The organism is Halomarina rubra (genome assembly GCF_023699475.1).
Lineage (GTDB): Archaea > Halobacteriota > Halobacteria > Halobacteriales > Haloarculaceae > Halomarina > Halomarina rubra.
This window is the reverse complement of sequence record NZ_JALXFV010000008.1, coordinates 40923-61636: the sequence shown is the minus strand read 5'-3', so window position 1 is coordinate 61636 and position 20714 is coordinate 40923. Positions and strand designations below refer to the sequence as shown.

At 70.2% G+C, this 20714-nt stretch carries 22 protein-coding genes and 1 pseudogene; 10 read left to right on the top strand and 13 right to left on the bottom strand.

Features of this window, described 5'->3' with window-relative positions; all coding sequences use genetic code 11:
• Positions 1 to 66 precede the first annotated feature (66 nt).
• Positions 67 to 1137: a WD40/YVTN/BNR-like repeat-containing protein gene (locus M1L36_RS15065; protein WP_250874562.1), complete on the top strand. Its 1071-nt coding sequence runs from the start codon at positions 67 to 69 to the stop codon at positions 1135 to 1137.
• Between the two features lie 31 nt (positions 1138 to 1168).
• Here M1L36_RS15065 and cofH read toward each other — a convergent pair whose 3' ends face one another.
• Positions 1169 to 2551: a 7,8-didemethyl-8-hydroxy-5-deazariboflavin synthase subunit CofH gene (cofH, locus tag M1L36_RS15060; RefSeq protein ID WP_250874561.1), complete on the bottom strand. Its 1383-nt coding sequence runs from the start codon at positions 2549 to 2551 to the stop codon at positions 1169 to 1171.
• Between the two features lie 166 nt (positions 2552 to 2717).
• On the opposite strand from cofH, the gene M1L36_RS15055 reads away from it, so the two are divergent.
• Complete coding sequence (locus M1L36_RS15055; protein WP_250874560.1) at positions 2718 to 3743, top strand: phosphoribosylaminoimidazolesuccinocarboxamide synthase; 1026 nt, start codon at positions 2718 to 2720, stop codon at positions 3741 to 3743.
• 40 nt (positions 3744 to 3783) lie between these two features.
• Positions 3784 to 5046: an outer membrane protein assembly factor BamB family protein gene (locus M1L36_RS15050; RefSeq protein ID WP_250874559.1), complete on the top strand. Its 1263-nt coding sequence runs from the start codon at positions 3784 to 3786 to the stop codon at positions 5044 to 5046.
• Here M1L36_RS15050 and M1L36_RS15045 read toward each other — a convergent pair.
• Positions 5043 to 6002 (bottom strand): annotated as a pseudogene (locus M1L36_RS15045) (formyltetrahydrofolate deformylase). The gene M1L36_RS15050 and the pseudogene M1L36_RS15045 sit on opposite strands and share 4 nt — an antisense overlap.
• Positions 6003 to 6184: 182 nt before the next feature.
• Here M1L36_RS15045 and purS point away from each other — a divergent pair.
• Both purS and purQ read left to right on the top strand, forming a co-directional pair.
• Positions 6185 to 6436 (top strand): phosphoribosylformylglycinamidine synthase subunit PurS, encoded by a 252-nt coding sequence (gene purS / locus M1L36_RS15040; RefSeq protein WP_250874558.1) that lies wholly within the window; start codon positions 6185 to 6187, stop codon positions 6434 to 6436.
• Positions 6433 to 7110, top strand: coding sequence for a phosphoribosylformylglycinamidine synthase I (gene purQ, locus M1L36_RS15035; protein WP_250874557.1), 678 nt, complete (start codon positions 6433 to 6435; stop codon positions 7108 to 7110). The genes purS and purQ overlap by 4 nt, the downstream gene beginning before the upstream one ends.
• Positions 7111 to 7227: 117 nt before the next feature.
• Here purQ and M1L36_RS15030 read toward each other — a convergent pair whose 3' ends face one another.
• Positions 7228 to 8493 (bottom strand): cation:proton antiporter, encoded by a 1266-nt coding sequence (locus M1L36_RS15030; protein WP_250874556.1) that lies wholly within the window; start codon positions 8491 to 8493, stop codon positions 7228 to 7230.
• Between the two features lie 100 nt (positions 8494 to 8593).
• On the opposite strand from M1L36_RS15030, the gene M1L36_RS15025 reads away from it, so the two are divergent.
• Positions 8594 to 9400, top strand: coding sequence for a crotonase/enoyl-CoA hydratase family protein (locus M1L36_RS15025; protein ID WP_250874555.1), 807 nt, complete (start codon positions 8594 to 8596; stop codon positions 9398 to 9400).
• A gap of 39 nt (positions 9401 to 9439) precedes the next feature.
• Positions 9440 to 10114 carry a DNA methyltransferase gene (locus tag M1L36_RS15020; protein WP_250874554.1) on the top strand — a complete coding sequence of 225 codons (675 nt, stop codon included), beginning with the start codon at positions 9440 to 9442 and terminating at the stop codon, positions 10112 to 10114.
• Positions 10115 to 10133: 19 nt separating this feature from the next.
• Here the strand turns inward: M1L36_RS15020 and M1L36_RS15015 are convergent, their stop codons facing one another.
• Genes M1L36_RS15015 through M1L36_RS15005 form a run of 3 tightly spaced genes read right to left on the bottom strand, consistent with a single transcriptional unit; the run spans position 10134 to position 12119 of the window.
• Complete coding sequence (locus M1L36_RS15015; protein WP_250874553.1) at positions 10134 to 11210, bottom strand: archaeosine biosynthesis radical SAM protein RaSEA; 1077 nt, start codon at positions 11208 to 11210, stop codon at positions 10134 to 10136.
• A 47-nt stretch (positions 11211 to 11257) separates the two neighbouring features.
• Positions 11258 to 11704, bottom strand: coding sequence for a VanZ family protein (locus tag M1L36_RS15010; protein WP_250874552.1), 447 nt, complete (start codon positions 11702 to 11704; stop codon positions 11258 to 11260).
• 7 nt (positions 11705 to 11711) lie between these two features.
• Complete coding sequence (locus M1L36_RS15005) at positions 11712 to 12119, bottom strand: VanZ family protein (protein WP_250874551.1); 408 nt, start codon at positions 12117 to 12119, stop codon at positions 11712 to 11714.
• Positions 12120 to 12361: 242 nt separating this feature from the next.
• On the opposite strand from M1L36_RS15005, the gene M1L36_RS15000 reads away from it, so the two are divergent.
• The 3 genes from M1L36_RS15000 (at position 12362) to M1L36_RS14990 (ending at position 15801) form a co-directional block, all read left to right on the top strand.
• Positions 12362 to 14299: an aldehyde ferredoxin oxidoreductase family protein gene (locus tag M1L36_RS15000; protein WP_250874550.1), complete on the top strand. Its 1938-nt coding sequence runs from the start codon at positions 12362 to 12364 to the stop codon at positions 14297 to 14299.
• Positions 14300 to 14707: 408 nt separating this feature from the next.
• Positions 14708 to 15355: a class I SAM-dependent methyltransferase gene (locus tag M1L36_RS14995; RefSeq protein WP_250874549.1), complete on the top strand. Its 648-nt coding sequence runs from the start codon at positions 14708 to 14710 to the stop codon at positions 15353 to 15355.
• A gap of 116 nt (positions 15356 to 15471) precedes the next feature.
• Entirely contained in the window at positions 15472 to 15801 is a 330-nt protein-coding gene (locus tag M1L36_RS14990) for a hypothetical protein (RefSeq protein WP_250874548.1), read from the top strand.
• Between the two features lie 18 nt (positions 15802 to 15819).
• Here the strand turns inward: M1L36_RS14990 and M1L36_RS14985 are convergent, their stop codons facing one another.
• From M1L36_RS14985 to M1L36_RS14955, 7 genes are all read right to left on the bottom strand, one after another.
• Positions 15820 to 16443 (bottom strand): SIMPL domain-containing protein, encoded by a 624-nt coding sequence (locus M1L36_RS14985; protein WP_250874547.1) that lies wholly within the window; start codon positions 16441 to 16443, stop codon positions 15820 to 15822.
• A gap of 42 nt (positions 16444 to 16485) precedes the next feature.
• Entirely contained in the window at positions 16486 to 16854 is a 369-nt protein-coding gene (locus M1L36_RS14980) for a DUF8048 family protein (RefSeq protein WP_250874546.1), read from the bottom strand.
• Positions 16851 to 17126 carry a MoaD-like domain-containing protein gene (locus M1L36_RS14975; protein WP_250874545.1) on the bottom strand — a complete coding sequence of 92 codons (276 nt, stop codon included), beginning with the start codon at positions 17124 to 17126 and terminating at the stop codon, positions 16851 to 16853. The genes M1L36_RS14980 and M1L36_RS14975 overlap by 4 nt, the downstream gene beginning before the upstream one ends.
• Positions 17127 to 17408 carry a ubiquitin-like small modifier protein 1 gene (locus M1L36_RS14970; RefSeq protein WP_250874544.1) on the bottom strand — a complete coding sequence of 94 codons (282 nt, stop codon included), beginning with the start codon at positions 17406 to 17408 and terminating at the stop codon, positions 17127 to 17129.
• Between the two features lie 98 nt (positions 17409 to 17506).
• Positions 17507 to 19297, bottom strand: coding sequence for an aldehyde ferredoxin oxidoreductase family protein (locus M1L36_RS14965; protein ID WP_369694261.1), 1791 nt, complete (start codon positions 19295 to 19297; stop codon positions 17507 to 17509).
• 122 nt (positions 19298 to 19419) lie between these two features.
• Positions 19420 to 19812, bottom strand: coding sequence for a DUF7971 family protein (locus M1L36_RS14960; RefSeq protein WP_250874542.1), 393 nt, complete (start codon positions 19810 to 19812; stop codon positions 19420 to 19422).
• A gap of 69 nt (positions 19813 to 19881) precedes the next feature.
• A complete protein-coding gene (locus tag M1L36_RS14955; RefSeq protein WP_250874541.1) occupies positions 19882 to 20694 on the bottom strand; it encodes a TMEM165/GDT1 family protein in 813 nt (270 codons plus the stop codon).
• Positions 20695 to 20714: the final 20 nt, after the last annotated feature.

The following is a 20714-nucleotide window of genomic DNA, read 5'->3' as shown; positions in this document are numbered from 1 at the left end:
AATATTTCTATTCAGGTAGTGTGCAATTTACGAATAGTAGTAGCACGAACTGTCGAGTGACACAGTATGAAAGGAGCGAACACGGGTCGGCGGGGTTTCCTCAAGCTTGCAGGCGCGACGACGGCGGGCGTGGTGGGCGTCCCCAGCGTCGCCGCACAGGACAGCACGGACGGCGGGTGGGTCGAGGCGACGAGTCCGACCACGAAGTCGCTCAACGACGCCGTCGACACCGTCGAGGGGCCGGTGGCGGTCGGTGGGGGCGGCGACGTCGTCATCCGCCGGTCGGACGGCTGGGAGCGCATCGTCAACTACGGTCCACAGGCGCGGAGCCGTCCGCTGACGGGCGTCGACGTCACCGACGACGGGAAGGCAATCTGGTTCGTCGGTGGCTCGGGCGTCATCGGCGAGTACCGCGTGGACACGCAGACGCTGACGAACTACTCCGCGCCGAAGGGCAAGACGTCGACGTGGGAGGACTGTGCGGTCGTCGGCACCGCCGGCGAGGACGAACGACTCTACTTCGTCAACGGTTCGGGCGAACTGCTCGTCGGCGTCCGCCAGTCGAGCGGTGCGGTGAAGTACAACGACGTCATCAAGCCCGGCGGCGGGTCGACGATTCCCGGTATCGACTTCTACGAACGCGAGAAGGGTCACGTCGCCTCGACGAGCCAACTCGTCAGCGAGACGACCGACGGCGGGTCGACGTGGGACCGCGTCGGCATCGACTTCGCAGGCACGGCGTTCTACGACATCGCTAGCGTCGGCCCGAAGGACGTCAACGTCGCCGGTGGCAACGGTATCATCTACCGCTACGACGGGTTCCGCTGGACGCCCCACGTCGTCGACGACGACCGCACGGCCATCCGCGGCATCGACCGTGGCACCGACTACGGCTACGCCGCCGGCGACGGCGGGAAGACCTACGAACGCATCTCGACGGGCCAGTGGAAGGCGATGCAGACGCCCGTCGAGACGAAGCTGTTCGGCGTCGCCCACGGCGACACCTACGACGTGGCCGTCGGCGGTGGCGGCGTCATCGTCGAGCGCGAGTCCTCGACGGACACTTCGACGGCGTCGCTCTCCAGTGCGAGCCTCGGGGTCAAGGAGTACGCAGAAGGCGTCATCGAGTTCGCCTGAACCCGCACCGACCGAGGGTTCGTTCCCGGTCTCAGTCGTCGGCGGGCACCGCCGACCGGTCGACCAGCGGCGTCCCGTCGGCGTTCGGGCCGAGTGTCGGTCCGAACGGTCCCTCCTCGGGGTCGACGACGCGGCGCTGGCGGTAGTCCGTCGAGCGCTCGGCGGGGACCCGCCCGACGGCCGTTATCATCTCGACGTACTCCCGCACGGAGCGGAACTCGCCGAACTCCCCGCCCGCGCGTTTGGTTATCTCCTCGGAGAGGATGGTCCCCATGAAGTCGTTCGCACCGCACGAGAGCATCTTCAGACCGAGTTCGTCGCCGAACTTCACCCACGACGACTGGAGGTTCTCGACGTTGTCGAGGTAGAGCCGCGAGACCGCCATCAGCAGTTCGTCTTCGGCCTGGGTCGCCCCCGTCGAGACCATCCCCTTCTCGACGAGCGGGGTGTCGTGGTGGACGAACGACAGCGGGACGAACTCCGTTATCGCGCCGGTGCGGTCCTGGAACTCCCGGACCACGTCGAGGTGCTGGATTCGGTGCGCTTCGTTCTCGACGTGGCCGTACATGATGGTCGCGGTCACGTCCAGCCCCACCGCGGCGGCCGCCTCCATCGCCGCGACCCACTCGCCGGTGTCGATCTTCTGCGGGCAGATGACGTCGCGGACCTCGTCGACCAGAATCTCGGCGGCCGTGCCGGGCACCGAGTCGAGTCCCGCCCGCTTCAGGCGGCGGTACACCTGTTCGTACGATCTGTCGGTCCCACGCCGGGCGTGGGCGGCCTCCTCGGGCGTCATCGAGTGGAGGTGGACGCCGTCGACGGCCATCGCCTCCAGTTGCTCGACGTACGTCCCGGGGTCAGTGGCGTACATGCTGGCGGGTTTGTAGTTCGGCCCGCCCTGCGCGTCGAGCGCCTCGCGGTGGTCGTCGTCTAGGGCCAGCGCGGGGTGGAGCCCCGAGACGGAGGTCACCTCGTAGATACCCCGTTCGAGCGCGTCCGTCACGATGCGCCGGGAGTCGGCGGGCGTCTTCGTGAACCCGCGGTCGGTGTGGGCGACGCCGCCGTCGGGCACCTGTCCCCGTTCGAACTCGCCGGCGGGGTCCTTGAAGTTACAGAACAGACAGCCGGTGTTGCAGGCCGTCGTGACGTTGTTGTTGAGGTTGGCGACGAACGTCACCTCCTCGCCGACCACCTCCGCGCGGCGCTGGTCGGCGGCCTCGAGGACGAGTTCCTTCCGACGCGGGTCGATGCCGTCGAACGCGGTGCCCGTCGTCAGCAGTTCGACACCGTCGTCGACGGTGAGTCGGTCGCCGGCCCGCGCTTTCGCCAGCGCGTTCTCGAAGGACTGGTCCGTCTCTGGGCGCTGGGCGAACTCGAATCGCCCGCGTGGCACGTTCGTCGACACCCGTTCCATTCGTTGGCACTGGTCCGGCGAACGGTAAAACCCCACCGGCTACCGGCCAACGTCGCCGTCTCCCGCCACCGGCCGCTCGCCCGTTCCTCACCACTACCCGAGCGGCCGGGGCTCGGCACGACCGTGCATAGAAACCCCTTTGGTTCGCGCTCGTCCACCCACGTCCATGACGAGCGTCAAGGAGTTCCGGGTCGAGGAGACCGCGAGGAGCGACGAACTCGGCCGCGGGTCGTTCGTGTTCACCGACGCCTACTCCGTGTTCGACTGGGGGCAGATGCCCGACGCGATACCGGGGAAGGGCCAGGCGCTCTGTGCGATGGGCGCGAAGAACTTCGAACTGCTCGCCGACGCCGGCGTCCCGACGCACTACCGCGGCGTGGTCCCCGAAGACGGGGACGAACCGGTCGCGCTCGCCGAGGTGGAGGAACCGCCGCGCGAGATGGCCATCGACCTGACGCAGGTGCCCGACCTCCCGCACGAGGGGCGCGACTACGACTACGACGCCTACCACGACGCCGCGGGCGAGAACTACCTCGTCCCGCTCGAGATCGTCTTCCGCAACAGCGTCCCCGAAGGGTCCAGCCTCCGGACGCGCTACACGCCCGAACAGGTCGGCCTGGAGGGTCGCGAGTGGCCCGACGACGCCGTCGCGCTCCCGGACCCGCTCGTCGAGTTCTCGACGAAGTACGAGGAGTCCGACCGCTACCTCGACCGGGAGGAAGCCGACGCCATCGCGGGCGAGGCGAGCGTCGACGACCTCGAATCGGTCGCTCGCGAGGTCAACGAGGTCGTCACCGAGCGTGCGGAGGAGCGCGGGTTCACCCACGAGGACGGCAAGATAGAGTGTCTGTTCTTCGAGGGGGAGGTCCGCGTCGCCGACGTGGTCGGCACCTTCGACGAGAACCGCTTCGCGTTCGAGGGCCAGCAGGTCTCGAAGGAGGTCGTCCGCCAGTACCACAAGCGGACCCAGGGGGAGTGGGTCGCCGCCGTCGAGACGGCCAAGCGCGAGGCCAAAGCGCAGGACGTCGCCGACTGGCGCGACCTCTGTGAGCGCGACCCCGAGCCGCTCGATTCGAGCGCCGTCCAGGTCGCCAGCGACCTGTACCGCGCCGGCGCGAACCGGTACCTCGGTCGGGACCTGTTCGACGCCCCCGAGATGAGCGCGGCGGTGGCGGCGGTCCGCGACCTGTAGGTCTCGGAGGGCTTTTCACGACGGCGACGACCGTTCGGACATGTCTCCACCCTCCAGGAGAGCGGTCCTCGGTGCGCTCGGCGCGGCCGGCGCGAGTGCGCTCGCGGGCTGTGCCGTCGACGCACTCGACAGCGCGCTCACCGCGCACGACCACTACGACGACGCGACGCTCGGCCCGACCCACGGGTGGCCGACCGTCACCGCCGACACGGGGAACACCAGCGCCGCCCTCGACGGGACGCCCGTCGCGAGCGACGTCCACGACGCCTCGTTCGGGCGGGTCGACCTCGGCGGGTTCGACGCACCCGCGGTCGCCAACGGCTCCGTCGTCTTCGGCCAGTACCGCCACCCCGGCGAGACCACCAGCGGCGAGGAGCAGTTCCGGACCGTCGGCTACGAGTATCGCTCCGAGTTCTCCAGACCACAGGGACCCGTCTGGTCGGCGGACGTCCTGCGGGCGCACGGGCCGGCCACCATCGTCGGCGAGACGGCGTTCGTGAGCTACCACGGCGGAACCTACGCACTGGACCGACAGAGCGGGGAGGTCCACTGGCACTACGGTGAGGGGTCGAGCGGCAGGTGGCTGGCTCCGACCGTCGTCGACGAGACGGTGTTCCTCCCGTTCGGGGACGACAGCGTCCTCGCCCTCGACGCCGTCACCGGAGAGCACCGCTGGGAGGCCCACGCCGAGGACGGGGCTGCGAGTTCACCGTCCGGGGTGGCCGTCACCGACGACCGCCTCTACGTGACGTACGGGGCCAACGACGAGGGGCGACTCCGGGCGTTCGACCGCACCGACCGGTCGGCGCTGTGGACGTACGACGTCCTCGGCGAGAGCTACGCGCCACCGGTCGTCGCCGACGGTGTCGTCCTCGCGGTCGGGACGACGACGGGACTGCACGCCGTGACACCCGACGGGGAGCAGGCGTGGCACCACGACCTCCGTGGCGAGTCGTACGTTCCACCCGCGACCGACGGGGAGACGGCCTACGTCACCGGGTCGAACGACGAGGTGGTGGTGGCACTCGACGCGCGCAGCGGCGACGTCCAGTGGCGCTTCGACGACCGACCGTGTCACACCCCGCCCGTCGTCGTCGGCGACACGCTGTACACGGGCGACCACTTCGGCCACCGCGGAGCGACGCTGTACGCGCTCGACCGAGCGACGGGCGAACACCGTCGGTCGCACGAACTGCGCTCGACCGTCGAGACGCCGCTGGCCGCCGTCGACGGCCGACTGTACTGGGCCGGGCAGTGGACGGACGAAGTCGGCGACCGCGGCAGCCTGTTCGTCCTCGGCTAGTCGTCCGCCTCGGGCGTTTCCGGCACACCCCGGTCGACCGGTTCGGTCGGGTTCGCCGCCTGCGCCTCCGTCGAGAGACCGAGTTGGTACGCCTCGTCGTCGGTCTCCTCGCGGAGGTGGGTTCGGCCGTGGTACACCGACAGCGCGTCGTCGAGGTGGAGGCGGACCGCCTCGACGAGCGCCTCCGCTTCGAGCGGTTGGCCGCGCGCCTCGATGTCCTCGACGGCCGCCCCGTCGGGCACGTCGAACACGCGCTAGGTGACGATGGGTCCCTGGTCGAGGTCCGTCGTCACGTAGTGGGCGGTGACGCCCGCGACGCGGACGCCCTCCTCGCGGGCCTGCCGGTACGCCTCCGCGCCGGGGAACGCGGGGAGCAGGGAGGGGTGGACGTTGATGATGCGGTCCTCGTAGCGGAACACGACGTTCGGGCCGAGGATGCGCATGTAGCGCGCGAGCACGACGAGGTCCACGTCGTGCTCGTCGAGGATGTCCAGCAACCACTCCTCGTCGGGCGTCCCCGACCCGTCACCGACGTCGTAGAACGGGATGCCGGCGTCCTCGGCGACCGGCGCGAGGTGGTCGCGGTTGCCGACGACCACCGAGAGTTCCGCGTCGAGCGTCCCCGACTTCCGGGCCTCGACGAGCGCCTCCAGACAGTGTGACTCCTTCGTGACGAGGACGGCGATGCGGTCGGTCTCGCGGTCGCCGGGGAACCGCACCGAGATGTCCTGGCCGAGTTCGTCGCCGAGGTCGGACAGCGCCTCCCGGAGCGTCTCCTCCTTGACGACCATGTCGCTCGTGTCGACGTGGAGCGTCATCCGGAAGACGCCCTCCTGGACCGCCTGGTCGAGGTCCTCGACGTTGACGCCGCGTTCGAACAGCAGCGTCGTGACGCGGGCGATGATACCCTTCTTGTCGTCGCCGACGACGGTGACCTGCGCGAGGCGGCCGGTCATCGTCGCCACCGCTCGGTTCGTCGTGGCTCGGGTCGTTCCATGCCACCCCCTCGCAATCGGCGAGCAAAAGCGCGACGCTCGGTGCAACGCTGCCGTCGGGTCCCCCGCGACGAGCCACCACGACCGTGCATACCCAATCGAACCCACAAGCGTTTTCGTGCACGACCACGCCTACACGACCGATGACCGCGTACACGGCCACGGTGACCGTTCGACTCAAGCAGGGCGTCCTCGACCCGGAGGCCGAGACGACCAAGCGCGCGCTCGAACGCCTCGGGTTCGACCTGGAGGGGCTGCGCTCGGCCGACCGCTTCGAGGTCGACCTCGACGCCGACTCGCCCGAAGCGGCCACCGACCGCGCCGACGAGATGGCCGAGCGGTTGCTCGCGAACCCGACCATCCACGACTACGACGTGCACGTCACGGAACGATGATAACCGTCCTCCAGTTCGGCGGGTCGAACTGCGACCGTGACGCCGTCCGCGCGCTCGACCACCTCGGTATCGACGCCGAGCGCGTCTGGTTCGAGGACGGTCTCCCCGCCGACACCGACGGTATCGTCCTCCCCGGCGGGTTCTCCTACGGCGACTACCTCCGGGCCGGTGCGATGGCCGCCCGCGCACCCGTGATGGCCGAGGTCCGCGAGCGTGCCGCGGCCGGCACGCCGGTCCTCGGCATCTGCAACGGCGCACAGATCGGCTCGGAGTCGGGGCTGACCCCCGGTGCGTTCACGACGAACGCGAGCGCCCGCTTCCAGTGTGAACACGTCCACTTGCGCGTCGAGAACGCCGACACGCCGTGGACGGCCGCCTACGAGGAAGGCGACGTCGTCGAGTTCCCCATCGCCCACGGCGAGGGGCGCTTCGAGGCGACCGACGAGGAACTCGCGCGACTGGACGAGGAAGAGCGCGTGCTGTTCCGATACTGCGACGCCGAGGGAGACGTCACCGACATGGCGAACCCCAACGGCTCGGCGGGCAACGTCGCGGGCGTCCTCGGCGAGCGTGACACCGTCGCCGTGTTGATGCCCCACCCCGAGCGCGCGACGCTCCCGGACCTCCACGCGGGGACCGACGGGCAGGGCGTGCTGCGCGGGTTCTCCCACTGACCACGTCGTCTCGTCGGCGACCCTCACTCGCCGACGTCGTTCTCCCACAGACGCCGCTCCCCACACGTCGTTCTCCCGCAGGCGTCGCTCTCCCACCGTTCTCGACGACGGCGCGACTCAGACCGTCGAGTCCCCGACCGGTCCGGTGTCGGTATCCGAGACGCCGTAGACGTACCGGACCAGCGGCGGCGTCATCACCGACGTCCCGATGGCGATGCAGACGACGATGGCGTAGGCGGCCTCGTTGAGCACGCCCAGACGGAGGCCGACGGTGGCGACGACGATCTCCATCGCACCCCGAGCGTTGAGCGCCGCTCCGAGCGCCAGCGACTCGCGGCGGTCGATGCCCGCGAGACGGGCCGCGCCGACGGTCCCGACCACCTTCCCGACGACGGCGACGGCGAACGCGACGAGACCGACGAGCGCAACCGTCGGGTCCGCGAGCGCTCCGAGGTCGACGCGCAGGCCCGCGACGGCGAAGAAGACGGGCGCGAGCATCGCCAGCGTCACCGACTCGAGCGCCTCGCGGGTCTCGGGTGCGAGCGTCGAGCGGTCGCGGGCGATGGCTCCGACGAGGAACGCTCCGAGGACGGCCTCGACGCCGAGTGCCTGTGTCGCCGCGCCCGCCCCGAGCGCGAGCGCGACGACCGTCGGGAGCGCGACGCTGTCGGCGACCGACCCGAGTCGGGCGGCGAACCACCGACCGACCGTGAGCGCGACGACGAGCACTCCCGCGAGCGCCAGCAGCGTCCCCGGCAGCGAGGCGAGGGCGTCGCCGCTCCCGGTCGCGATGCCGGCGACCACCGCCAGCAGGAGCCACCCCAGCGTGTCGTTGACCAGCGCGACGGCGACGGCGAGTTGGCCGAACGGTGCGTCGAGCAGGCCCATGTCGAGCAGGATGCGCGCGACGACGGGAATCGCGGAGATGCTCATCGCGGTGGCGACGAACAGGACGAACGGCAGGCGAGCGTCCGGGTTCGCCAGGACGGCGTCGGGGGCGACGAACGCGAGCGCCCCACCGAGCGCGAACGGGACGACGACGCTCCCCGCTGCGACGAGCAGCGTCTGGCCCGGACGAGCGCGGGCGACCGAGAGGTCGGTCTCGAACCCGACGACGGTCATCAACACGACGAGACAGACCGACGAGACGCCCAGCAGGAGCGTCGTCGCGTCCTCGGGGAACAGCGCCGCGTAGACGCCGGGAGCGACCAACCCGAGGATGGACGGACCGAGCACCACGCCGGTCAGCAGTTCGCCGACGACCGGCGGCGCGCCACCGCGGCGCGCGAGCGCTCCGAGCCCCGTCGCCAGCGCCAGCACGACGGCGAGTTGCGCGAACAGCACGACGAGAGCCTCGCTCGCCGCCGGGTCCGGGACGGTCATTGGACGCCACGACGTCGGGGGGTGACAAAAGTCGCTCGCCCGACAGAAACATCGGGGAGCACGGGCGAGGCTTCTTGTCGGTCGCCAGTGGGGATGCACCATGACCGACCCCACCGACGACAGCCGGGACCGCACCGACCCGGCCGTCCCGTTCGACCACGAGACCGTACGCTACGAGCGCGACGAGGGCGTCGCCGTCGTCACCGTCGACCGCCCCGAGTCCCGCAACGCCATCGACGACCGGACCGCCCTCGGCCTGCGCGACGCGTGGCGACGGTTCGACACCGACGACGAGGCGCTCCTCGGCGTGCTGACGGGGGCGGGCGACGACTTCTGTGCCGGCGCGGACCTGAAGCAGATGGACCTCGAAGACCGAGAGGAGGGGTGGCTCGGCTGTTCGCGGATGCGCGTCGACAAACCCACCGTCGCGGCCGTCGAGGGCCACGCCGTCGCCGGCGGCCTCGAACTCGCGCTCTGGTGTGACCTGCGGGTCGCCGCCGCGGACGCCACGTTCGGCTGTTTCGAACGGCGGTTCGGCGTCCCACTGGTCGACGGCGGCACGCAGCGCCTCCCACGACTCGTCGGGCGGGGACGGGCGCTCGACATGATTCTGACCGGACGAGCGGTCGACGCCGCCGAAGCCCACGACTGGGGGCTGGTCGACCGCGTCGTCGACTCCGGAACGGCGCTCGACGCCGCTCGCGAACTCGCGGCGGGCATCGCCGCACACCCCCAGACGACGGTCAAGAGCGACCGCGCGGCGCTGTACGACGGTCTCGGCGAGTCACTGGAGACGGGCCTGAAGGTCGAGGCCTGGCACGGGACGAAGGCCCTCGCCACGGCCGACGAGGGGGCGACCCGGTTCGCCGAGGGCGAGGGCCGCGGCGGCGAGAGCGTCGACCGGTAGCGTCGCCGCGTTTTTCTCGCCGCACCACCCTCTCGGGGTATGCAGTCGTACCTCCACCTCACCTACGACCACGAGTCCACCCTGCCCGACCGGTTCGCCGACGACGACGTCCGGACGCCCGAGGCGTTCGTCGAGCACTTCCTCCGGGCGTTCACCGACCCGGGCGACGTCGTGCTCGACCCGTTCTGCGGGTTCGGGACCACGCTCCGCGTCGCCGAGCGTCTCGGGCGGGAGGCGTACGGCATCGAGTACGACCCCGAGCGTGCCGCGTTCGTCCGCGAGCGAGTCGACCGTCCCGAGCGGGTCGTCCGCGGCGACGCGCTCGACGCGGCGAGCTACGGCGACCTCCCACCCGTCGACTGCTGTCTCACGTCGCCGCCGTACACCATCGAGGTGGCGGAACACGACCCGCTGACGAACTACACCGAACCGGGCGGGGAGTACGCCGACTACCTCGCGGACCTCGGCCGGGCGTTCGGCCACGTCGACGACGTCCTTCGGGACGGAGGTCACGTCCTCGTCGACGTGGCGAACCTGCGGTTCGAGGGGGCGGTGACGACGCTCGCGTGGGACGTCGCCGAGGTGGTGGCAGAACGGTTCTGGTTCGAGGGCGAGGTGGTCGTCACGTGGGAGCAGCCGTCCGACTCGTCCGACGGGGCGTACGGCAACGGCTACGACCACAGCTACTGCCTGGTGTTCGAGAGCGAACCGTGAGTCGAAGGAGAGCGCCGTTTCAGCGCGCCAGCGGCATCCCGAAGCTCTTCTCGCGTTCGACGACGGCCTCCCACGTCGTCTCGCAGTCACACGACACCTGCTCGAACACGCTCGGGTCCTGCCGGAGGTCGAAGTCCTTGACGGCGCGCTGGACGCGGTCGTCGCAGTCGCCGCAGTTGTGCGGGCCGCGGTCCGAGCCGTGGCCGACCGGGTCGGAGACGACGATGGCGTCGACGTCTGCGGTCTCCTCCAGCACCGCACAGACCGACCAGAGCCACGGCGGGCGGTAGCCGCCGGCGTGGAACAGCTCCTCGACCATCGTGTACGACTGGACGTTGGTGGGGTTCATCGAGACGGTGTGGCAGCCGTCGACGTCCGCACAGCGTCGGACCGACCGTTTCATGTCCTCGACGGCTTCGGACTCGGTGAGGAACGGCGGCTTCATCAGCAGGTACGCCTTCACGCCCGCGCCGGCGGCCTCGGCTTCCGCGCAGGCCTCCTCGAAGTCGGCGAAGTCGAAGTACTTGTTCACGCAGTCGTGACGCACGCGGTCGGTCGCGGTCTCCAGGCCGATGGCGACGTCGGTCTCGATGCCGCGGTCGGTGAAGTCAGCGAGGCGTTCGCGTTCGACGAAGTCCGGGAGCGATTCCAGCACCATGCGCTCGCGGTCGGCGAACGTCTCGGCGACGGCGTCGCGGGTCTCGGCGGGCACCTCGCGCTCGTCGAGGAAGCTCCCGGAGGTGTAGATCTTGATCAGGTCGGCTGGTTCGTCGCCCCGCTCTTCCTCGTGGTCGAGGCAGTACTGGACCTGCGCCATGAGGTCCTCGTGGGCGACGGTGCCGCCGTCGACGCTCTCGGCGACGTAGCCACACATCGTACAGCCACCGGCGCGTGCCCAGCGACAGCCACCGGTGTTGAGGATGATGGTGAGCGAAGTTCTCACTCCGGAGGGAGTGTTGTCCTCGTCCAGCCAGACGCGGGTGGGTTCGCGGGGGTCGTAGGTGCGGTCGTTGCGCGAGCGGACCTCGCGCATCACGGCGTTGTGGGCGTCCATCCCGCGGCCCTCCTCGTAGACCTCGGGGTCGGGCGTGCTCATTGGCCCGGCGTAGCCGACGGGCGGGTAAAGCGCCTTCGTCTCGGGGGTCAGTCGCTATCCGACACACCCGGCGACGCTCCGGCGGTCCGAGGGGCGAACAGCGACCACCCGGCGGCCGCGAGCAGTGCGCCCGTCGCGTTGGCGGCCATGTCCACGAGGTCGAACGACCGCGCGGGAATCGTCGCCTGCACTACCTCGATACCGACGCCGTAGAGCGCCACGACGGCGACGACCGCGAGGAGCGTCCCCCAGCGGGTCACGTCGGTCCAAGCGGCTAACGCGTACGTCGCGACGAGTGCGAGGGCGGCGTAGCTCCCCGCGTGGACCCACTTGTCGACCCCGAAGGGGCCGGGCGGGTCGAACGACGGCGTCGAACCGGCGGCCCCGGTGCTTCCGGGGTCGACCACCGACGCGAGGAGGATGCCGACGGCGACGACGCCGACGCTCGCGACGCGCGTCCGCGGGGCGAGCGCGACCGACCGAACTCCGACCATACGCCCCTCAGCGGTCGGAGGTGGGTAAGCCATCCGGTCGGGTGACGGCCAGCGCCGCCCGCCGCGCGAGCACGCCGAGGGCGGCCCCGAGCGCGTTCGCCAGCACGTCGCCGTGTTCGTACAGGCGGCCCCCCAGCGAGCGCTGGAGCAGTTCCAGAAGCGCGCCGTAGCCGGTGACGAGACAGACGACGCCCGCCTGCGAGCGCCACGAGCGCGCGTCGACGGCGGCGGCCAGTGTCCGCGCGAGGACGGCGTAGCCGAACAGGTGTGCCCACTTGTCGACGCCGGCGACCCCGAGCGGGTCCCGCGGTGGCGGCCCCCGGTCGGGCAGTTCGACCAGCGACGTGACGAGGACCACTCCCGCGACCACTCCGGCACGGCGACGGGCGCGTCGCCGCGAATCCGGGCCGTTCATACCCCCGTCACGACCGCCGACCGCATAACCCTGCGCGCGGTCGTCGGGAGCGAGCGGCCCGGAGTCTCGGCCCACGAGCGGCGTCGGTAGCTCCGTCCGGTTCGTTCGCGTACATCCGTGTGGTACCAGCCGGAGGACCCGAGCGACGTTAGGCGATTCCACTCCTCGTAACCGAAACCAGTTACGGGTACGTGTCAAGGTCTAACAGCGTCGGGAGCCAACAGTAACTGTCAACAATTGCCATGACTGAACTAGGTGGATTCCAAGATCACGTCGCCCGGGTCGACCTCTCCTCGGGGGACGTCAACTACGAGAGCATCGACGACGAGGACGCCCGGAAGTACATCGGCGCGCGCGGCCTCGGCGTGAAGTACGTCTTCGACCAGGGTCCGGACGTGGACCCGGAGAGTCCGGAGAACCTGCTCGCGTTCATGAACGGACCGCTCACCGGCACCCAGACGGTGATGAGCGGTCGCATCGCGGTGTGTACGAAGTCCCCGCTCACCGGCACGGTCACCGACTCGCACCACGGTGGCTGGTCGGGCGCACGCCTCAAGTGGGCCGGGTTCGACGGCCTGCTGTTCGAAGGAGAGTCCGAACACCCGGTGTACGCGTTCGTCGAGGACGGCGAGGTCGAACTGCGTGACGCCCGCGACATTTGGGGCTGGGACGTCCACGAGACGAAAGACGAACTCGAAGACGAGTGCGACGGCTCGTTCGGCAAGAACATGTCCATCATGGCCATCGGCCCCGGTGGCGAGAACGGCGTGAAGTACGCCTGCATCGTCAACGAGGACGACCGTGCCTCCGGACGTGGCGGCACCGGCTGCGTGATGGGCAACAAGAACCTGAAGGCCATCGTCGTCAAGTCGACGACGAAGATGCCCAAGCCCAAAGAGCCCGAGACGTTCAAGACGGGCCACCAGCAGGCGATGCAGGTCATCCGCGAGTCGGAGGTCACCGGGCCGAACGAGGGTGGTCTCTCGCTGTACGGGACGAACGTCCTCATGAACCCGACCGACGAGATGGACGGCCTCCCGACGAAGAACGGGAAGTACACCTCGACGACGGCGTACGCGAACTCCGAAGGCGTCGACATCGACGCCGAGCGCGTCTCCGGGGAGAACGTCCGCGAGAACATCCTCGTCGACGAACCGACCTGTCACTCCTGCCCGGTCGCGTGTAAGAAGGAGGTCGAGGTGACCCACTCGCACAAGGGCGAGGAGATGAACGTCCGGATGGAGTCCTACGAGTACGAGTCCGCGTACGCGCTCGGGCCGAACTCGGGACACGACGACCGCGACGCCATCGCGGTGATGATCGACCAGTGCAACCGCTTCGGGATGGACACCATCGAGACGGGCAACATGCTCGCCATGGCGATGGAGATGTCCGAGCAGGGCAAGCTGGACGGTCTCGACGACTCCATCGACTGGGGTGACGTCGAGCACATGATCGACCTCATCGAGGACATCGCCCACGCGGAGGGCGAACTCGCGACCCACCTCGGCGGTGGCTCGAACCACCTCGTCGAGGAGTTCGACGCGCAGTCGAACTCGCTGGCAGTCAAGGGCCAGACCATCCCGGCGTACGACCCGCGTTGCATGAAGGGCATGGCCATCGCCTACGCCACGTCCAACCGCGGTGCGTGCCACCTGCGGGCGTACACGCCCGCCGCCGAGATTCTCGGCATCCCGGAGAAGGTCGACCCCTACGAACCGGAGGGCAAAGGCGCGCTCGCAGCCGCGTTCCAGGACCTCCACGCCATCTCGGACTCGTTCGACATCTGCAAGTTCAACGCGTTCGCGGAGGGCATCGAGGAGTACGTCATGCAGTACAACGGCATGACGGGTCTCGACGTCAGCGAGGACGAACTGATGCAGGCCGGCGAGCGCGTCTGGACGCTCGAACGCTACTACAACAACCTCGCGGGCTTCGACGGCAGCGACGACACGCTCCCGAACCGCTTCGTGGAGGGCCACGAGGAGGCCATCCCCGGCCAGGGTGCCAGCGAAGGCCAGCTCGCCGAACTCGACCAGATGAAAGCCGAGTACTACGAGCACCGCGGCTGGGTCGACGGCGTCGTCCCCGACGAGAAGCTCGACGAACTGGGCATCGACGTCGGCCCCGGCACCGGCGTCTCCACGGGCGACAGCACGGCCGCCCCGAGCGACGACTGAGTCGACGCTCACGGCCACACCCGACCACTCACGTTCTTTCGCACGCTGCCTCGACGAGCGGTGCCGCCGGTCGCTGTGGGAGTGTCGGTCTCGGAGAGAAGGGGGAAGAAGGCTGTCAGAGGCACTCGACCCCCCAAGACGTGGACCCACCACACCGACGGGGGGCGTCGACGACGCCCCCGCCTCCGAGTCGTACTGCGGTGAATCCGCCCGAGGGTTCACGCCGACGACACTTAGGAATTGCGACAATTGTTGTACGATAACACAGTTCCGATGCCCGGAGGGACGCCATCGGAACTACCGAGCGCGGGTCGGGCAGTCCGGGTCACGTTCGGCGGCGACCCGACCACTCTCGGACGGTAGCCGACGGAGCGAACCGCTTTGTCCCTCCGCGGCACATCTCCGGTGATGAGTCAGCGACACGACCGTCCGGCGAAACCCCCCGACGAACTCCAGTTCATCTACGCGGACGCTGCCGAGACGTTCGAGCGCTTCGACGACCTCGAACAACGACTCGTGGGTCGCTACCGACGACGACTGTTCACCCGTGCTCAGGGCGACGTGCTGGACGTCGCCTGCGGAACGGGGTCGAATCTCCGGCACGTCCCCGGCGGCTGTTCGGTCGTCGGCGTGGACCTCTCCGGACCGATGCTCGACGGCGCACGACGCGAGGCCGCCTCACTGAGCCGAGACGTGACGTTCGCCCACGCCGACGCCCAGCGCCTCCCGTTCGACGACGACGCGTTAGACACCGTCGTCTCCGCGCTCTCGACGTGTACGTTCCCGGACCCGGTCGACGCACTCGCCGAGATGGCGCGAGTCTGCAAACCCTCCGGTCGGCTGCTCCTGTTCGAGCACGGCCGTTCCAGCGTCCGACCGCTGGCGTGGGGCCAGGACCGACTCGCCCCGCGGCACTTCGAGAACATGGGCTGTCGGTGGAACCAGTCGCCCGAGGCGCTCGTCCGTGAGGCCGGCTTGCCGGTCAGACGCGTCGACCGCCACCTCGCGGGCGTCTTCTCCAGTCTCGTCGTGGGGCCGACGCCGTCGGACGGCTGAGGGGCGACAGTCGCCGGTGACGGTCGTCGACGACCGTCCTCGACATCCGACATCGGAGCGACTACCCGGCCCCTGCCGCGCCAACTGTTAACTCGCCTGCACGAGTGACGAGGGGTATGCTCGTCTACCTGCACCAGTACCGCGAGGACGACGCGAAGGAGACGGTTCGCTCCGACGGCGACGTCGACCCGGACCGCGATTCGAGCGACTACTTCGACGTCGACGGCCTGGAGACCGACACGTGGGAGCGCGTCGACGTCGACGGGGAGACCCTGTTGCGGAAGGCCGTGAGCTACGACGACGTCACCGCGGTGTCCGTCCCACAGGACTACCCCGACGAGGACGGGCTGCCGGGCGCGATGGTCCAGTTGCGGACCGCGGGTGGAGAGACGGAGTACGTCGACCACGCCGTCGTCATCGAGGTTCAGGACGCGACCCCGGAGTGACCGTCGGCAACACCGCGGTCACACCAGTTCGTAGGAGACCGTCACGGACACCGTCGTCTCGACGGGACCCGGACGAGGGCCGACACGGGTCGTCCCCGACTCCTGTGCGGCCTCGACGGTCCGTGGTTCGACGGTCTCCGGGTCGCCAGCGGTCACCGACTCGACGGCCCCCACCGACCGCTGTTCGGCGGCGGCGAGCGCCTCGGCGTGAGTGCGTGCGACCGCCATCGCGTCGTCCAGCGCGGCGACTCGGGCCTCTCGTTCCGTCGGCGTCAGGAGCGAGTAGGTCAGCGACGAGAGTTCGGTCGCCGCCCCGTCGATGCAGTCGGCGAGCAGGTCACCGACGCCGTCGAGGGCCGGCGTCTCGACGACGACACGGTGCGTGACCACGTAGTCGCCGGGGACCGGCGGTCGTTCCGAGTGGTCGCGCTCTCGCGTGACCCGGTAGTTGGCGGTCTGGACGGCGTCGTCGGGGACGCCGCGGTCGGCGAGAATCTCGAACAGCCGTTCGGTTCGACGGTCGGTCCCCTCGCGGGCGGTGGTGAGGTCGGCGTCGGCAGTCCGGACGAGCAGGACGGCGACCGCGACGTCGGGCGCGCGTTCGTCGCGCCCGTCGACGGTCACGGTGACGGTGTCCGACATACCGCTCGTTCGGTGGAGATTGGCAAAAGCGTTGACGTGCCGTCAGTTCGCCACGGCTCTGCCGACGACGACGCACTCGCGGATCTCGAGTGCGGTCTCGAACTCCTCGCGGCGCTCGGTCCGTTCACCGACCCGCCGGAGGTGTTCTTCGTGGGCGCGTTTCACCGCGTCGCGTTCGCGCCGGTCGAGGCCGAGACGGTCACCGAGAGTCTCCCAGTGCCCCGCTTCGACGAGGAAGACGCAGGCGTCGTCGGTCTCGTCGACGAGTTCGTACCGACGGCGGTAGTCGTCGAGTCGCTCTCCCAGGTCGGCCTGGACGTGGTCGACGAGGTCGGGGAGGAGTTGCGGGCCGACGCTGGCCTTCGCGGCCGCCAGGAGCAGTGCGGGCCCGTCGATGGGGTCGCCGTTCATCCCCCCGCGCGCATCGCCTTCTGGGCGAAGTCGTCGACCAGTCCGTCGAGTGCGGCCTCCTCGCCCTCGAACACGACGGTCACCTCCGTCAGTGTGAACGACCCCGCCGCGGTCACCTTCTCGTCGGTGAGCGTCGCCGTCCAGTCCCCACCCTCGACGTCGACCGGCCCCTCACCCTGGGGGTCGCCGTCGACGCGTTCGCCGCCCAGGTTCTCGAGGTAGTGGGTCGCGAGTCGCTTCGAGATGCCGCGGAACGAGCGTTCGACCTGCATCTATCCGCCCGCCACCGGCGGGAACACCGACACCGTGTCGCCGTCGTCGAGTTCGGTCGCGGTGCCGTCGATGTGGAGCACCTCGCGACCGTTCTTCAGGACGCTCAACTGCGGGCGGATGTCGCCCGTGTCGTCGAGCAGTTCTCCCTCCAACCCGTCGAACTCGCTCTCGAGCGCCGCCAACAGGTCGCCGATGGTGAGTCCGTCGTCGAACGCCCGTGTGATGTTCTTCTGTCCCACCGCCTCCCTGAACGTGGCGAAGAACCGCAGGTCGACATCCATGCCCGGAGAAGGTCGCGGACGGTCATAAATCCCGTACGCCCGCGCGGTCGTCGTGCCGGGCCGTCTCGGGTCCTATCGGGCCGAGCGCCCGTTCGCTCTCAGTCGTCGGCGGGCCGGTCGACACCGACCGCGCGGTCGTCGAGCGGCGTCACCGCGTCCACGACCCCCGCGAGGTCGAGACGTGCGAGCGTTCGGCGGGTCGGCCGGCCGCGTGGCCCCCAGCCACGGGCGGCGTAGTACGTCGACAGGAGGGCCTCGAACGCTTCGGGGTCGAGCGCGTCGTCACCGCCGGCCGCGGCGACGGTGAGCGCCGGCGGGAGGCGGTCGTCGCGTCGGTCGAACCCCTCCCGGACGTTGAACAGGCGCGTCAGCGTCCAGACGCGCTCGCCGAGGCGACTCAGCGACGCGACGTCGTGGTCGTCGCCGAGCGCCTGCAGCCAGGACGCGCCGAGGTCGTCGACCGTCTCGCCGACGAAGTCGTCGACGACGAGGCTCCACAGCGCCGAGCGGGCGGTCTGTGCCCGGTCGACGCGGTCGACGCGGTCGGCGTCGCTCCACGTCCCCCCGTCGAACGCTTCGGTCTCGATGGGCCGGGCGCGGCGATGACACGCTCCCCGGTCGCTCGTCGCGTACGCGAGCGCCATCGCCGGGGCGTCGCGGGGGTCGTAAGCGGGCAACGCCATGGCCTTCACCGACGGGACGACCTCGCGCCCGCCGTAGCGCTCGGCGGCCGCGTCCAGACCGTCCGCGAGGGTGTCCGCGAGGTCGCCGTCACGGTGGGCGATGGCCCGCACGAGCACGCGGGCGGCCTCGGCGTCACCGAACGACAGCGAGCGGTCGAGCGCCCCGGTCTCGCTCGCGCGGACCGCCCACGCGACGGCACTGCCCGCGTCGATGACGTCGATGCCGAGGCGGTCGCAGGTCGCACCGAGCGCCGCGACGGCGTCGAAGTCGTCGATGCCGAGTCCCGCCCCGAGGCTCATCGCGGCCGCCCCGCGCGGAACCGACTCGCCGGCGTCGGTCTCGACGCGGAAGTCACCCGGCGTGTCCCGGTCCGGGCGCTCGCGGTCGGTGGCCGCCGCGCGTGCCGCAGCGACGCCGACGGCCTCGCTGCCCTCGAAACGCGACTCGCGCCATCCCCGGGTGGCGAGCGCGCCGACCGCGTCGGCGAACTCGACGCTCTCGAGCGTCCCGCTGGCGGCGTGCCAGCGGCCGGTCGAACTCTCGCGGTACTCGCGTTCGGCGGTGTCGCGCAGGCCGGCGAGGTCTTCGGGGACTTTCGGTGGGTCGCCGCGAGCGACGACCGCCTTCAGTCGTTTCGCGCCCAGTACCGCCCCCGCACCGCCACGGCCGGCGTGGTGGTCCCCACCGTCGGTGGCGACGGTGGCGTAGCGGACGCGGTGCTCGCCGGCGGGGCCGATACACGCGACCGCGCCGTCGTAGGCGGCGTCGGTCTCGTCGGTCGTCGCCCCCCAGCAGTCCGCGGGTTCGAGGTGCGCGTCGCCGTCCGCGACGACGAGCGTGGTCGGGTCGGTCGCACGGCCGGTGACCAGCACGCCCAGACAGTCGGGGAGCGCGCCGGCGAGGGCGTCGGGGACCGTCCCACCCACGTACGAGTCGAGGAACCCGCCGGTCAGCGGCGACTTCGTGACGACGGCCAGTCGCGACTCGCCGGGGAGGTAGCCCGTCAGCGGCCCCCAGACCATCGCCAGCAGGTTGTCCGGACCGAGCGGGTCCGTCCCGGCGGCGAGGTCCTCGTAGAGGTAGCGTGCGCCGAGACCCTTCCCGCCGAGGAACTGCCGTCGCCAGCGCTCGGGCACGCGTTCGCGCTCGACCGTCCCCGCGGTCAGGTCGACCCGGAGGACGGTGTCACGCCGGTGTGTACTCACTACCACGACCTACGCCCGTCGGGCGGTTAAGCGTGGGGCCAGCGAGTCACGTCGGGGGACGGTCGAAGAGCGCACGGCGCGCGAACGGGCGACGCGGGTCGCGACCGCGAGCAGGCGGCGTCTCAGTCCTTGAACATATCGCTGAGGCGGATGCCGTCCTCGGCGATGCGGTAGTTGCGCTCGCGGTCGATGCGGTCGCCGAGGTCGTCGTGGGAGAACAGTTGGCCGATGAGGTCGGCCTGGAGGTTGCGCCACGCGATGGCGTAGATGGGTGACTGCCCCCACGCCCGGAGTTCGGGGACGAACGCGTCGTAGCGCTCCGCCCGGGATTCGAGGTGGTCGACGACGTCGGTGACGAACGCCACCGCCGCCTCGTCGTCGCCGTCCTCGATCTCGCGGTTGATTCGCGCTTCGAGGCCCTGGACCGCCCGTTGCATGTCCTGTGCGGTGCCCTCGCCGTCGCTCGGGAGCGAGTCGATGATGGGCTGGGGGACGCCCAGCGAGACGGGTTGCATGGGAGGAACTGACGCGCCACCGTCTAAAAAGGGTGGCTTCGTACCGTCGCGGTCGCTGCGCGTCGGCGGTCAGTCGGTCCGACGTTCCCGGAGGCCCCACGCGACCACGCCGAGCAGCACCGCGAGGAGCACGACGACGAGGCCGATTTCGGGGAGTACGCCGAGGACGAACAGGCCGAACGCGACGAAGACGACGGCCGCGCCCGCCTCGATGACCGCCGTCGGGAGGGACGCCTCGACGCGTTCACCGATGAGTGCGTCCACACCCGTCCGGAGAGCGAGGGCGGCGACGACGCCGACGAACACGGACAGCGGCGCGTCGGGGAAGACGACGGCGAGGTTGACGGTCAGCAGTTGGGTCTTGTCGCCGAACTCGGCGACGCCGACGAGGACGAAGCTCGCGAGCACACCCCCGAAGGTGCCGACTCGGGCGAACACCGCGTCGGGGAGGACGCGCCCCGACAGCCCACTCGCCAGTCCGCCGTCGGTCCGGGAGGGCGTCGCCCGCCGGTCCACCTGAGTCCGGTCGAACGCGCTCTTGGCCGTCCACGCGCCGAACAGGACGAACAGCGCGCCCGTCAACGGCCCCATCACCCCCGGAGGAATCGCGCCGAGCAACGCTTGGCCGAACGCGACTTCGAGCGCGCTCCAGACGCAGAACGCCCCCATCGCACCGACGAACACCCGTTTCGCGTCGTAGCGAGAGGCGAGCGTGACGACGACGAGTTGGCCCTTGTCCCCGAACGTCCCGAGCGTGTTGACGAGGAACGACGCCAGCAACGGCCCGTAGTCGGCGTACTGCCGGACGAACGACTGGAGCTCCGGGGACTGGGCGACGACGGAGGCCGTCACGAAGGCTCGGCCGAGGCGGTCGCTCGACACATTCGCGTCGTGGTACGGTG